Annotated in this window: 11 protein-coding genes; 3 read left to right on the top strand and 8 right to left on the bottom strand. The window is 70.6% G+C overall.

The genetic code is table 11. The features are described 5' to 3' along the window. Nucleotides 1–131: 131 nt before the first annotated feature. The 4 genes from pbpC to AC0IY0_RS00840 all read right to left on the bottom strand — a co-directional run bounded on the left by pbpC (nt 132) and on the right by AC0IY0_RS00840 (nt 6760). Nucleotides 132–2192: a penicillin-binding protein 1C gene (gene pbpC / locus AC0IY0_RS00855; RefSeq protein WP_471762832.1), complete on the bottom strand. Its 2061-nt coding sequence runs from the start codon at nt 2190–2192 to the stop codon at nt 132–134. Between the two features lie 153 nt (nt 2193–2345). Further along, nucleotides 2346–2624 carry a hypothetical protein gene (locus tag AC0IY0_RS00850; protein WP_246692607.1) on the bottom strand — a complete coding sequence of 93 codons (279 nt, stop codon included), beginning with the start codon at nt 2622–2624 and terminating at the stop codon, nt 2346–2348. Nucleotides 2625–2727: 103 nt separating this feature from the next. Continuing rightward, nucleotides 2728–6141 (bottom strand): acyl-[ACP]--phospholipid O-acyltransferase, encoded by a 3414-nt coding sequence (locus AC0IY0_RS00845; protein WP_147907325.1) that lies wholly within the window; start codon nt 6139–6141, stop codon nt 2728–2730. Between the two features lie 358 nt (nt 6142–6499). Next, complete coding sequence (locus AC0IY0_RS00840; protein ID WP_419830260.1) at nt 6500–6760, bottom strand: hypothetical protein; 261 nt, start codon at nt 6758–6760, stop codon at nt 6500–6502. 192 nt (nt 6761–6952) lie between these two features. Between AC0IY0_RS00840 and AC0IY0_RS00835 the strand changes: the two genes are divergently transcribed. Both AC0IY0_RS00835 and AC0IY0_RS00830 read left to right on the top strand, forming a co-directional pair. Next, complete coding sequence (locus AC0IY0_RS00835) at nt 6953–7972, top strand: SDR family oxidoreductase (RefSeq protein WP_147938188.1); 1020 nt, start codon at nt 6953–6955, stop codon at nt 7970–7972. Nucleotides 7973–8133: 161 nt separating this feature from the next. Then, nucleotides 8134–9009: an MBL fold metallo-hydrolase gene (locus tag AC0IY0_RS00830; RefSeq protein ID WP_471762831.1), complete on the top strand. Its 876-nt coding sequence runs from the start codon at nt 8134–8136 to the stop codon at nt 9007–9009. Here the strand turns inward: AC0IY0_RS00830 and AC0IY0_RS00825 are convergent. Genes AC0IY0_RS00825 through nthA form a run of 3 tightly spaced genes read right to left on the bottom strand, consistent with a single transcriptional unit; the run spans nt 8997 to nt 10626 of the window. Then, nucleotides 8997–9320: a nitrile hydratase accessory protein gene (locus AC0IY0_RS00825; RefSeq protein ID WP_471762830.1), complete on the bottom strand. Its 324-nt coding sequence runs from the start codon at nt 9318–9320 to the stop codon at nt 8997–8999. The two genes, AC0IY0_RS00830 and AC0IY0_RS00825, sit on opposite strands and share 13 nt — an antisense overlap. Continuing rightward, nucleotides 9317–9976: a nitrile hydratase subunit beta gene (gene nthB / locus AC0IY0_RS00820; protein ID WP_471762828.1), complete on the bottom strand. Its 660-nt coding sequence runs from the start codon at nt 9974–9976 to the stop codon at nt 9317–9319. The genes AC0IY0_RS00825 and nthB overlap by 4 nt, the downstream gene beginning before the upstream one ends. Next, nucleotides 9973–10626, bottom strand: a complete 654-nt coding sequence (nthA, locus tag AC0IY0_RS00815; protein ID WP_471762827.1) for a nitrile hydratase subunit alpha — start codon at nt 10624–10626, stop codon at nt 9973–9975. The genes nthB and nthA overlap by 4 nt, the downstream gene beginning before the upstream one ends. Nucleotides 10627–10826: 200 nt before the next feature. On the opposite strand from nthA, the gene AC0IY0_RS00810 reads away from it, so the two are divergent. Continuing rightward, complete coding sequence (locus AC0IY0_RS00810) at nt 10827–11516, top strand: sigma-70 family RNA polymerase sigma factor (RefSeq protein WP_147907318.1); 690 nt, start codon at nt 10827–10829, stop codon at nt 11514–11516. A gap of 559 nt (nt 11517–12075) precedes the next feature. On the opposite strand, the gene AC0IY0_RS00805 is transcribed toward AC0IY0_RS00810, so the two are convergent. Beyond that, nucleotides 12076–13467 (bottom strand): amidase, encoded by a 1392-nt coding sequence (locus AC0IY0_RS00805; RefSeq protein ID WP_471762826.1) that lies wholly within the window; start codon nt 13465–13467, stop codon nt 12076–12078.

Raw genomic sequence — 13467 nt, 5'->3', positions numbered from 1 at the left:
GCCAGCATTAGGCCGGTATTCGTTGATGACCGATGAATCTTCGTATGAAGACTGACATTGGTGACCGTATTAGCCCGCACATAATGTCGCGTCCCGGCGCCTCTGATCGTCGGCAACGCTGAGGCGGCACTTCACTCCAGGCGGATGGAGACGCTGTCGCTCGCTCCGGTGGCGTCGAGAACCGAGATCCGCGCGAATCCGGCGCCGTTCGGGACCCACGCGGCCTGCCGGCGGGGTGTCTGGGCCACCGGCTGGCCGTCGACCAGCCAGGTCAGCGGCGGGACGCCGCCGAGGGCCTTGAGGGCGAGGCTGGGACCTCCGTCCCCATGCCCGACCGGATCGGCCGCGAGGCCAAGATCGATCCGGGCCCCGTCCGGGGGATAGGCGATCTTGAGGGAGGGGCCGGCCGTCTCCGCCCCGTCGCGGCGCAGGCGCCGGAGCGGCGGCGGCAAGCCGCCGGCCTCGGTGGCGCTCAGGGCGTTGCGGGGCTGTGGGACCGGCTCTGGCTCGATCCCGAGGCGCGCGAAGGCATCGAACAGGATCGGGGCCGCGGCCACCCGCCCGACGAGGCCGGGGACCGCGGCACCGTCGGGCCGCCCGATCCAGACCGCCACGGTGACGTGCCGGTCGAACCCCGCCGCCCAGGCGTCGCGATAGCCGAACGACGTGCCGGTCTTGTAGGCGATGCGGCTCGACAGCGCGTTCTCCGGCGGCGGCGTCCCGCGCAGGATGTCGGCGACGTACCACGCCGCGACCGGCTCCGTGACCCGGCGCTCCGTGCCCGCTCCGGCGGCTCCCCCGGCCCGGCGCAGGATGTCGGGCACTCCGCCGCCCCGGGCGAGGCCGGCATAGAGCCGGGCGAGGTCGGTGAGCGTGATGCCGAGGCCGCCCAGCGCCACCGGCAGGCCCGGGGCGGCCTCGCGGGGCAGCTGGATCCCGGCGCCGGCCGCCCGCAGCCGGGCGATGAAGCGTGCGGGCCCAACAGCCTCCATCAGCGCCACCGCGGGCACGTTCAGCGAGAGCTGCAGGGCGCGCCGCGCCGTGACCGTGCCCTGGAAGGTCAGGTCGAAGTTCTCGGGCGCATAGCTCGCGGAGAACCGGGCCGGGCGGTCTTCCAGCAACGTCTCGGGATGAGCGAGGCCGTCCTCGAAGGCCATGGCGTAGATGAACGGCTTCAGTGCCGAGCCCGGCGAGCGCACCGCCAGCGTCATATCGATCGCGCCCCGACGGCTCGGATCCAGGTAGCCGGGGCTGCCGACCTGGGCCAGCACGCGGCCGTCGCGGTTGTCCAGCACGACGATGGCCGCCGAGAGGGCCGGTCCGGTCGCGGCGGCACGCTCGGCGGCCAGGTCCTCGAGGCGCGCCTGCAGCCGCCCGTCGATGGACAGGCGGATCACCGCCGTCCCGGGCTCGGCCGCGACCGCCTCCTCGGCGGCGTGGGCGGCCAGCATCGGGAACGGCTTCCGCCCGGTCGGGACCGGCTCGGCCTTGGCGGCAGCGGCCTCGGCCACGCTGATCAGCCCGCGCCCGGCCACCCGATCGAGCACCCTGTCGCGGGCGGCCCGGGCGCGGCCCGGGAAGCGGTCCGGCCGGCGGGTCTCTGGGGATTGCGGCAGGGCGACGAGCAAGGCCGCCTGCGCCGCCGTCAGCCGCGCCGGCTCGCGCCCGAAATAGGCCAGGCTCGCCGCCCGGACGCCCTCGAGCGGGCCACCATAGGGGGCGAGCGCCAGGTAGAGGTCGAGCAACGCGGCCTTGCCGAGCTGCCGCTCCAGCGTCACAGCCCGCGCCATCTGACGGACCTTGGCCTCCAGCGAGCGCCCGTGGCGCGGCTCGACCAGGCGGGCGACCTGCATCGACAGGGTCGAGCCGCCCGACAGGATCCGGCCATGCCCCAGCCATTGACCGGCGGCGCGCAGGATCGCCATCGGGTCGACGCCGGGATGGGTCTCGAAGCGCCGATCCTCGTAGGCCAGCAGCATCGCCCGGTAGCGCGGATCGACGGTCGCCGCTCTGGCCGGAAGCCGCCAGCGGCCGTCCGCGGTGGCGAAGGGGCGCAGCAGCGTGTCGGACCGGTCGAGCACCACGGTCGAGCGCGCTGAGGCCGCCGCCAGGTCGAGGGGCGGCAGCGAAGCGGCGTAGCACCAGACCAGCCCGGCGCCGGCCAAGACCAGCACGACCAGAAGTGCCGCCATCGCGCGGCCCGCGCGGGCCGCGCGGCGAAGCCTGGACGCGGCGGCCGCGCCGGGATCAGGCCCATGGTGCGGCACGCATCCTCCAGATCCCGGGTCTGCCAGGGCGCACAGATTCAACGATCCGCCGCGGCAGGCAAGGCCCGGGGCGGCGGTTCAGCCGATGCCGACGCCGCGCAGGTCCGGGAAAGCCGGCCGGCTCGCCTGGGCCAGGTGGATCGGGAACGGCACGACGTTGGACGACAGCATTGCAGGCGCGATCTCGGCGCTCGGCGGCGCGGGCTTGCGCGCCTTGCCGGGCTTCGCCCAGCGTTCGAGACGCTTGAAGTAGGCCCGCCGAGTCAGCCAGATCGGAAATCGCCTGCCCTTTTGCATGATCAACCCCTCGTCGACACACGCGCGAATCGCGGAATTCAGTCCCTGAATCTCGATCACTCAAGATTGATCGAATCATGACTGTATTCGTGATACCATGCTAACGCGATGCCGCCCGCATCCCCCGTTTGGGGGACGCGCGGGGGTGGGATGGGACGGCCGGTCAGGCTGCCGCCGTTTCTTTCGCCCGCTCGTGCGCAAGCTTGACCACCGAGACTTGGTCGACCTTGCCGCTGCCCAGCATCGGGATCGCGTCCAGCACCACCACCTCGGCGGGGATCGCCACGTCGGAGGCGCCGCGCTCCTTGGCGAAGCTCTGGTAGGCGGGACGCGTCGCGCCCTTCTCCTGCGTGAACAGCACCAGCCGCTCGCCCTTGCGCGCGTCCGGCACCGCCGCGACCGCGCTCGGCTGGCTCGGCCAGAGCTCGGCCGCGAGCGCCTCGATGCCGGCGAGCGACACCATCTCGCCGGCGATCTTGGCGAAGCGCTTGGCCCGGCCCTTGATCGTCACGAAGCCCATGGCGTCGATCGCTACGATGTCGCCGGTGTCGTGCCAGCCACCCGGCGGCGGCTCCAGGACGCCGGGCTTCTCCGCCCGCAGGTAGCCCAGCATGATGTTGGGGCCTCGCACCGACAGGCGGCCGGCATCGTCGATCCCGGGCACCGGCTCGAGGCGGGTCTCGATCCCGGGCAGGATCCGCCCGACCGTACCGAAGCGGTTGAACATCGGCGTGTTCAGCGCGACGACGGGTCCGCACTCGGTGACGCCGTAGCCCTCCAGGATCCGCAGCCCGAACTTCTCGCCCCAGGTCTTGCGGGTCGTTTCCTTCACGGCCTCGGCCCCGGCCACGACGTAGCGGAGCGAGCGCAGGTCGTAGGCGTGCGCGGCCCGGGCGTAGCCGGCGAGGAACGTGTCGGTGCCGAACAGGACCGTGCTGTTGGAGCCGTAGATCAGCTCCGGGACGATCCGGTAGTGCAGCGGCGACGGGTACAGGTAGACCGGCACCCCCGAGACCAGCGGCAGGACCAGCCCGGCGGTCAGCCCGAAGGCGTGGAACACCGGGAGTACGTTGAAGACCTTATCGGTCGGGCCGAAATCGATCCGGGCCGCAACCTGGGCCACGTTGGCGAGCATGCAGCGGTTGGCCAGCACCACGCCCTTGGGCGTACCCTCGCTGCCCGAGGTGAACAGCACCGCGGCCGGATCCTCGCCCGTGCGCCGCACCAGGGGTTTGCGCCCGGCCAGCAGGGCGCGGATCTTGTCCGGCGTCGTGACGGTGGCGCGCACGTCCTCCAGGTAGATCAGCTCGACCTGTCCCTTGATCGCTTCGATCAGGGTGCCGAGCCGTCCCTTCTCGATGAAGGCCCGGGAGGTCAGGATCTTGTCGACCTGCGCCGCCCGGCATGCCGAGAGCACGTTGGCCGCGCCGGCGGAGAAATTGATCATCGCCGGCACCCGGCCCGCCGATGCCAGGCCGAACAGGGTTACGGCTGCGCCGTTGGCGTTGGGCAGCATCACGCCGATCCGGCCGCCTTCCGGGGCGAGCGGCATCAGCTTGCGGCCGAGCACGTTCGCGCCGAGGACGAGGCGGCTGTAGGACAGGCGGCCCGTGACCGGATCCTCGACGGCGGTGCGGCGCCAGCCGTGGCGGTCCCCGGCCTCGATCAGCGCTGCCATCAGGCCCCGGTCGGTGTCGGCCGTGCGGAACAGCAGGTCGGACATGATGCCGTAGAGGGCTGCCCCGGCCGCCTGACGCCGGGCCTTGCCGCGCAGCGCCGGATCCACGGCGAGCCGCACCGGCGGCATTAGCGTCACGGTCACCTTGGGCCACCAGCGATGGCGGACCTGCCCGCGGGACAGGCGCGAGAACGCGGTACGCTCCAACCCGTCGATCTTCACCGGCACCACCATGGCGCCCGACTTGTCGGCGATCAGCCCGGCGCCGTCGTAGACCTTCATCAGGCTGCCGGTGACGGTGAGCCGTCCCTCGGGGAAGATGATCAGGGTCTCGCCATTCTTGACCGCGTTGATCAGCGTCCGCGTGGCGAGCGGCCGGGTCGGGTCGAGGGGCATCGCCCTTGTGACCCGCAGGAACGGCCGCACCCACCAGCGCTGCGCGATTCCGCTGTCGACCGCGAAGACCGGCTCCTGGTCGAGCAGCGACAGCGCCAGCGGCGCGTCGAGGAACGAGACGTGGTTGAGCGCCAGGATGCAGTTCGGCCCGGCCGCCGCGACGTTGTCGAGTCCGCGGACCTCGAGCCGATAGAAGGCCCGGAACAGGATCGAGAGCGCGTCGCGGAACGGGCTGGTCGGCAGGGTCGCAAACACCACGGCGCCGACGATCAGGTTCAGCACCGCCACGACCGCGAGCAGGCTGGCGATCGACAGGCCCGCGCCCTGCAGGGCCGCCAGCGCCAGGGTGCCGGCCACCATGAACGCCGCGGTCACGACGTTGACCGCCCCGATGATCCGGGCCCGCATCGCCTTCTCGGTCCAGGCCTGCACGGCCGCGAAGGACGGGACGATGTAGAGGCCCCCCGACATGGCGAGGCCGAGGAACCCGATGGCGGTGCGCAGGCCGTCGCCGGTCCGCAGGAAGTCCAACGGTCCGATCGCCGCCGTGGACGGCGGCGGAAGATGTCCGATCGTCCAGGCGAGGTCGAGGCCGAACAGGCCCATCAGAACCGCCCCGACCGGCGTCGGCAGAAGCACGATCCGGCCGCTGGCGAGCCACGAGGCGAGCCCCGATCCCACCGCGATGCCGACGGAGAACAGTGCCAGCAGCAGGGTGATCACGGTCTCGGTGCCGTTGAAGGCGTCGCGCACCAGGACCGGCAGGAGCGACAGCACCACGACGCCGACCAGCCAGAACCAGCTCACCGTCAGGGAGCCGCGCCACAGGCGCGTGTCGGCCCAGAGGTCGCGCAGCAGCGAGGCGGTCGAGCGCGCCACGTTGCGATCGACGTGCAGGTCCGGCGCCCCCTCCCCGGTCGGCGGGATCATCCGGGCCGAGAGCCAGCACAGGACCGCGAAGCCCATCACCAGGGCACCGAACACGAGGCCGGAGCCGCCCATCGCCGAGGCCGCGCCGGCCGCGATCGTACCCAGCAGGATCGCCAGGAAGGTCGCGGCCTCGACCAGCGCGTTGCCGGCCGGCAGCTCCTCGCGGCGCAGATGGTCCGGCAGGATCCCGTACTTGATCGGCCCGAACAGGGCCGCGATCGTCCCGAACAGGCCCAGCGCCACGAACAGCACCGGGACCGAATGCAGCAGGAAGCCGATCACCGCGGTGCCGGCGGCGAAGATCTCGGCGAACTTGAGCCGCCGGGCCATCAGCGCCTTGTCGTACCGGTCGGCCCATTGCCCGCCGAGGCCCGACAGGATGAAGAACGGCCCGATGAACACCGCGCTCGCCAAGGTGACGAGGACACCGGCATGGGCATCCGCCTGTCCGCCGATCCCGAACAGGATCAGGAACGCCAGCGCGTTCTTGAGGAAATTGTCGTTGAACGCCGAGAAGAACTGGCACCAGAACAGCGGCGCGAAGCGCCGGGCACTCATCAGGGAACGGAACATGGCGATCTCTCGGTTCCGAACCTGACTGGCCCACTCGATGCGTCGAGGTCAAATCGGACCTGCGTGACGCGGTGGTTGTGGGGTCGCCATACACCGGTTTGCGCGTCATCCCGACAGTTTCGTCCTCGAGAGCGCGAGGAATCGTGCCGGTGCTGCGTCAAGGTTGGGAGATCGCCCGCTGCCTCAGCGCGCTTTGCTTGCAAAGACGGAGCGGGGCTTCAGTGCAGGTGACCCAATCCGACCGATGACGGGGTCAAGCTTTGCAAGCCGGCTCCGGTTCGGTCTTGATATCTCATCGGGTCGATGCAGGCGCACGAGGCCAGCCAACATCCGAGCCCGATTGCTGTCGCGATTCGGGTCAAGCTTTCCGGACGATCCGGCCATGCCTGTCTGCGAGCTTGCCGACTTGGCGCTCAATGGCGCTCCGCAGGGAGGCGCCGAGATCGTAGGACCAGGCGATGTAAGTTCCGATGGCCGCGCTCACGACCATCACGGCGCTGGCAGCGCAGAACGGCACCAGCAGCAGCAAGGTCAGGACCAGGCCGACCGACATCCGCTCACCCAGCGAGGCTTGCGGCCAGGGATCGATCGGCAGGGAGAACCGTCGTCCGTAGCGCATGGCTGCGATCCTTTGGCCGGCTGCACGCCGAGAGCGCGCGACTACGCAGGATCAACAGCGCTCGTCGGCGGACGTTGCGCGCCGGGTTCCAAAAAGACCGGTGGCCGTGACGTTCCGGCACGGCGGTGCGGCGCAACCGTGGGCGTCGGCACCCGTTGCCGCTGCGATTTTCTCCACTCAGGCGAGGCCAGGATGGCACGGGTTGCAGTCGTTACCGGAGGGACCGCCGGAATCGGGCTCGCGACCGCGCATCGCTTCGCCGCCGGCGGATGGTCGGTGGCGGTGGTGGCGCGCGATCCCGGGCGGCTCGCCGCCGCCGAGCGGGCGCTCGCTGCCTACGGCCAGCCGGTCCTGGCGATCGCGGCGGACGTCGCCGATGCCGAGGCCGTCGATGCGGCCGCAGCCCGGATCGAGGCCGAGCTCGGCCCGATCCGGGCCTGGGTGAACAACGCCATGGCGACCGTGGTGAACCCGGCCGACCAGATCACGCCGGATGAGTACCGGCGGGTCACCGAGACCACCTACCTGAGCCAGGTTTACGGTACGCTCGCGGCGCTTCGCTACATGAAGCGGCGCAACCGCGGCGCGATCATCCAGGTCTCCTCGGGTCTGGCGATCCGGGCGGCGCCGCTCCAGGCGCCCTATTGTGCGGCCAAGTTCGCCGTCTCCGGCTTCACCGACGCCCTGCGCTGCGAACTGCTCCACGACAACGTCGCCGTGAGCCTCAGCGTGGTCTACCTGCCGGCCGTCAACACGCCGCAGTTCAACTGGGCGCGCAACCGTACCGGCCACCGCCAGTATGCCCCGGATCCGGTGTTCGATCCGCGGCTCTGCGCGGAGGCGATCGTATACGCCGCCGAGCACCCGCGCCGGGAAGTCTGGGTCGGGCGCTCGTCGATGATGATGGCTGCCGCCCAGGCGCTCGCCCCCGCGCTGGCGGACCGCAAGGCGGCCACGATGTGGTCGGCGCAGCTGTCCGACACGACGATCCCGGACATGGCGGGCAACCTGTTCGACCCGGTGCCCGGCGATGTCGGCATCGATGGGCGGTTCAACGATCGGATGAAATCGACCCGCAGCGAGTTCGTCACCAGCCGCACCCGCGACGCGGTGGTGGGCGGCTTGGCCGGGCTCGCGCTGCTGGGTCTCGCCGGCGCCGCCGTGGCGGCCTCCCGCTCGCGGCGCGCTGCGCTACCTGACCGGACCCACTAGACACGTCCTGGTTTCAAAAGGTCTGAGACCTTTTGCAGGTCCAGGGCGTACCCCTGGTGTCGGGCTTCGCCCGATGCTTCGGGCGGTTCCACCCCCGAAGCCGGCCAAAGGGCTGAGCCCTTTGGGAATCCGGGACCATTCGCCAGGAGAGGCTCGAGACGATGCCCGGCTATCTGCCCTTCGCGGGCGCCCTGAACCTGCCCGCCTACACCTGCGACAATTGCGGGTTCTGGCAGCGCCATTTCGAGGCGCCCCCGTCCTGCCCGATGTGCCTCGACGCCCGCCACGTGGTGCCGCAGGACGGCTGGCGATTCCGCACGACGCGGGAGGCGCAGGATGCCTTTCCCTGCCACTGGCAGGAACTGGAGCCTGGCGTGTGGCGGTTCTGGAACGAGCCCGTCTCCGGCATCGGCCCCTCGGCCTACCTGATCCGCACCGAGAACGGGAATATGGGCTTCGAGGGCTGCCCGGTTTTCAGCGAGGCCGCCCTGGACCAGATCGAGACGCTCGGCGGCATGCAGGTGCTCTCGTCCTCACACCCGCATGCCTATGGCGCCCTCGTGCAACTGCAGGACCGGTTCGACCCCGAGTTGTGCTTGCCCGCGGCCGACTTCACCTGGAGCGCGGCGCTGCAGGTGAGCTGGCCCTACGACGACGTCCTGGAGCCGCTGCCGGGCCTGGAACTGCACCGCACCGCCGGCCATTTCGACGGCCACGCCGTCCTGTTCGACCGGGCCCGAAAGATCTGTTTCTGCGGCGACGCGCTGAAGTTCGAGCTCGACCCCGCCGACCCGCGCCGGGCCACGACGATCTCGGCGCACAAGGCCTTCGTCCGCGGCGTGCCGCTCACGCCGAAGGAACTGGAACGCTACCGCGCCGTCTTCGCGCAGTTCGAATTCGATCAGACCTGGACGCCCTTCGAAGCCGCGAAGAATTGCGGACGGCGCGAGGTTCTGGCGCTGATCGACGCGCAATTGGCCGGCCGGCCCCACGCCGCCCCGGTGCCCCTCGAGGGCCTCACGGATCACGACCGATAGAGCGGATCGTTCTCCAAGCGGATCGGCTGGCCATGGGGCGTGGCCGCGGCGGCGCGGAGGAACGCCTCGGCCCGCGCGGCCACGCTGCTGGGATGGGCAACCCCGCGCTGCGCGAGGATCTGTTCCAGGGTCGCGAGCCACGCACCGTAATCGGCGGCCCGCTCGGGCCCGTCGTCCGGCCGGATCTCCCGGCCGATCCGCTCGGCCCATTCGGCCCAGGTGAACAGCCCGGCCTCCTGCAGGGACACCACCAGGGCGAAGACCTGCGCTTCCCAGGGGGCCGCGAAGGCTTTGGGCGATGGGACGCTCACGCCGCCTCCAGGTAGGGTTCGAACGCCGCCACCGTGACGATCCCGCCCGGGTCGCCGCTCTCGCCCCACAATTCCCGAGCCGTGAAGCTGACGGTGTACAACCAAGTCGGGTTCTCGCCCGCGCCGTAGGCGTTGGTATCGGGATACACGAAGGCGCCGTCGATGCGCTCGATCCGGCCCCGCCGCCCGCGGACGTAGCGCGGCAGGCGCGTATGCCCGGTCGGATGGATGTTCCGGGCCAGGACGGCGTCGCCGACCGTGAAGCGGGCGGGCGCGGCGGGGTCGCGGCTGCTCGGGAAGCCGGCCCGGAAGCGGGCCTCCAGCCCGTCCCGGGCGAGCACCCGTGCCACCGGCTTGGCCGGTGCGGAGGCCCGGCCCGCTGTGATTTCCTCCGGCGTGGCGAGGCCTGTGGCGGCGATCTGCTTCTCCAGGGCCGCCAGCCAGATCTCATAGTAGCTCGACGCGAGATAGTGCGCCGGCGGCAGCGACTCGCGGTTGGCACGGCTGCCGTCGAGGTTCCAGGCGCCGGTGTAGCCCATGGCCATCGCCATCGCGAAGACGCGGCGCTCCCATGCGGCGTGAAACACCGGCTCGTCGGGCTCGGGCACCACCGGCCCGAAGCCGTGCGCGCCGCCGAGGTCCTGGGCGCCGTTCATAGGGGCATCTCCGCTGGAAGCAGCCCGGGCAGGCCCGTGCCGATCATCGCATCGCGGGTGACGAGGGCGGCGAGAGCCTCCTCGGAAAGGCCCTCTGTGTCGGCAGGGCGCATTGGCAGGACCATGTAGCGGGTCTCTGCGGTGGAATCCCAAACGGTGATCCGCGTGGTCTCGGGAATGGTAACGCCGAACTCGGCCAGCACGCCGCGCGGATCGATCACCGCCCGCGCTCGATATGGCGGCGCCTTGTACCAGACCGGCGGCAGGCCCAGCACCGGCCACGGATAGCAGGAGCAGAGCGTGCACACGACGAGGTTGTGGGTCTCGGGGGTGTTGGCCACCACCACCATGTGCTCGCCGCCACGACCGCCGATACCAAGCTCGGCGATCGTCGGGGTGGCGTCGGCCAGCAGCCGGGCGCGATAATCGGGATCGACCCAGGCCCGGGCCACCACCCGTGCTCCCGCGTGGGGCCCGACCTTCGTCTCGTAGAGCTCGACCAGGGTGTCGAGGGCGGCGGGCTCGATGTAGCCCTTCTCTGTCAGCAGGGACTCGAGGGCGCGGACTCGCGCCTCGAGCGGCGACAGCTCGCTGCCGTGCGGATGTTCATGGTCGTGGGCGTGGTGGTGGTCGTGGTCGTCCTGGCTCATCCCGCTCTCCTGGCGACCCGCATTCTGCATCGTTGCGCGCCCGGCCGCCACAGGGAGGGTGCGACGACCGTCTTCGGCATTCAGCAAGTCTGCGTAAATTTCCCGATGCTGTCGGGAGCGTTTGGTAACGGTTCAGGATTGCCGAGATACCGGGTTAGAGCCATTCCAGTATACCAAGTCTTCGACCGCAGGGAACGCGCATGATCGATGATGGATCGAACCCCTCGGGCAGCACCCCGCCTCGATACGCAACGATCCTCGGCCAGCATCTCGCCTTGCCGATCCGGGACTATTTCCAGGTCGTCGAGCAGGAGCCGCTGCCACCCCAGCTCGCCGTTCTCATGGAGCGCTTCGAGGCGGCCGTGGCGGCGCACGGCCAGGTCGTGGCGTTCGATTTCCGCAGCGACATCATCAAGGCGCTTCCCGCGCTGCGCACGTTCGCGCTGTCGCTGGTCGGCGACGTCAGCCGGGCCGACGACCTCGTGCAGGAGACCTTCGTGAAGGCCTGGGCCAACCAGGCCCGGTTCCGGCCCGGGACGAACTTCACCGCCTGGCTGTTCACGATCCTGCGCAACCAGTTCTACTCGGAGCTGCGCAAGAACCGGCGCGAGGTCGAGGACGTGGACGGCACCCACGCGAGCCAGATGACCAGCCTGTCCGACCAGGAGGATGCCAGCACTCTCAAGGTCGTCTGGAAGCAGCTCGGGACCCTCCCGGCGGCGCAGCGGCAGGCGCTACTCTTGGTCGGCGCCGAGGGCCACACCTACGAGGAGGCCGCGAGCAAGCTCGGTTGCCAGGTCGGCACCGTGAAGAGCCGCGTCAGCCGGGCGCGGTCGTCTCTGCTCGATACACTCGGCGTCGTGGTGTCGGGCCAGGCGCCGGCTGCCTGAGCGCGCGGGTTCGCTCCGCTTGAGGGGCCGTATCGCGAAGGGCCGTGTCACCATCCGCGCCGACCAAGCGGCGACCCGCCCGGAATGGGCCTGGGTGCTCAGGTCATTGCCAAATTTCATCGTACAGGATCGTTGCGGTTCCATTATCGGGAGCCGCAGATGGCTCCGACATCCCAGGACGACGACGGATCAGCGCAGGGGCGGTGGAAGCACCCCGCGCGTGCTGCGCTTTCCGCCTGCTTCCTCGCCTTCGCTTGCGTGGCGGCGACGTGGTGGCTCGGTCTCCTCGCAGAGGGTCCGGCACGCGTGGCCGGCTGTCTATGTATCGTCGGTGAGATCGGTTTTCTGCACGTGCGGCTCCAGCCGCAGATCCCGACCGTCAGAACGCTTGCGGCCCGGACCGGATGGACTCGGGGTTGCCTCGATAGATTGTGCGCGGCGCCGCTTGGTGCTGCATCGTCAGTTCAGCGCGGTGCGGCCGCGCTGCCCTCACGCTGTCCTGCCGCATGGCGCTCCTCCGCGGAGCCGGAGAGCGATGAGGCGCCGATCGTTCGTGGCCTCACACCGGCGGACGGCGCAGGTGCCAGTCGGTCGCCCGCTGATAGGCTTGGCCGATCCGTAGCGCCGTCGCCTCGTCGTAACCCCGGCAGACGATCTGCAGCGAGAGCGGCAGACCGGCGGCGGTGAAGCCGTCGGGCAGCGCCAGGGCGCAGAGGTCGAGGAGGTTGCCGAAGCGGGTGAACCGGGACGGCAGGTGCGCCTCGTCGACCTCGGCGAGGGCTACGGCGGCGCATTCCGTCGTCGGCGTCAGCAGGGCATCGATCCCGTCGAGGGCGGCGGCGTAGGCGTGCTTCATCGCGGCCCGGCGCTGGAGCGTGCTGAGATACTCCTGGGCCGTAACCTTCGCGCCGGCCAGGATCCGGGCCCGCACGGCGTCGCCAAGCTGCGAGGCCGGGTCTTCCGCGAGGGCGCCGTTGACGAAATAAGCCTCGGCGTTGGTGATGCCGCTCATGGCGACGCATTCGCTGAACCGGAACGGCAGGACGACGTCGACGATCTCGGCTCCCTGCCGAGCCAGCAGATCGAGGGCCGCATCGTAGGCCTGCAGCATGTCGGGGGCGACACCGTCCCGCTCGGCGTCCGGCATGCGCCCGAGCCGAAGGCCGCGCACGCCGCGGTTCAGGATCGACCAGGGCGCGTCCGGGGCGATCCCCCGGGTCGTGGGATCGAGCGGGTCGGGACCCGAGATGGCTTCGTAGAGGAGCGCGGTGTCCTCGACGGTGCGGGCGAGCGGGCCCGGCGTGTCCAGCGTGGTCGACAGCGGCACGATCCCCCAGGTTGAGACGCGTCCAACTGTGACCTTCAGGCCCGTGAGCCCGCAGAAGGAGGCGGGCAGGCGCACCGATCCGCCCGTGTCTGTGCCGATGCCCCAGGGCGCCATCCGGGCCGCCACCGCGACGCCGGTACCGCTGCTCGACCCGCCGGGGGTGCGCGGCGTCTCGAGATCCCAGGGGTTCCAGGGGGTGCCGAGATGCTGGTTGGTGCCCCAGCCGCCATAGGCGAACTCCACCGTGTGGGTCTTGCCCAGCACGATCATGCCCTGTGCGATCAGTCGGCGGGCGATGGTCGCGGTGCGCTCGGCCCGGCGCGCCCGGTGGGCGGCCGAGCCGCCCATGGTGATCCGGCCCTCAAGGTCGATCAAATCCTTGAGCACCACCGGCACGCCGTGGAGCGGTCCAACCGCGTGGCCCGACCGGATCGCCCGTTCGGCGCCCTCGGCAGCCAGGCGTGCATCGGCGGCGAACACCTCCGTGAAGGCCTGGAGTTTGGGCTCCATTTGCTCGATCTGGCCGAGCAGCGCATCGACCGCGTCGACCGGGGACAAGGACTTCGAACCGATGGCCCGGGCGAGTTCGGCCGCGGACGCATCGACGGGATTCAGATCTGCCAT

It is taken from the genome of Methylobacterium sp. AC315 (assembly GCF_979253755.1).
This window is presented reverse-complemented; position numbering and strand designations above follow the sequence as displayed.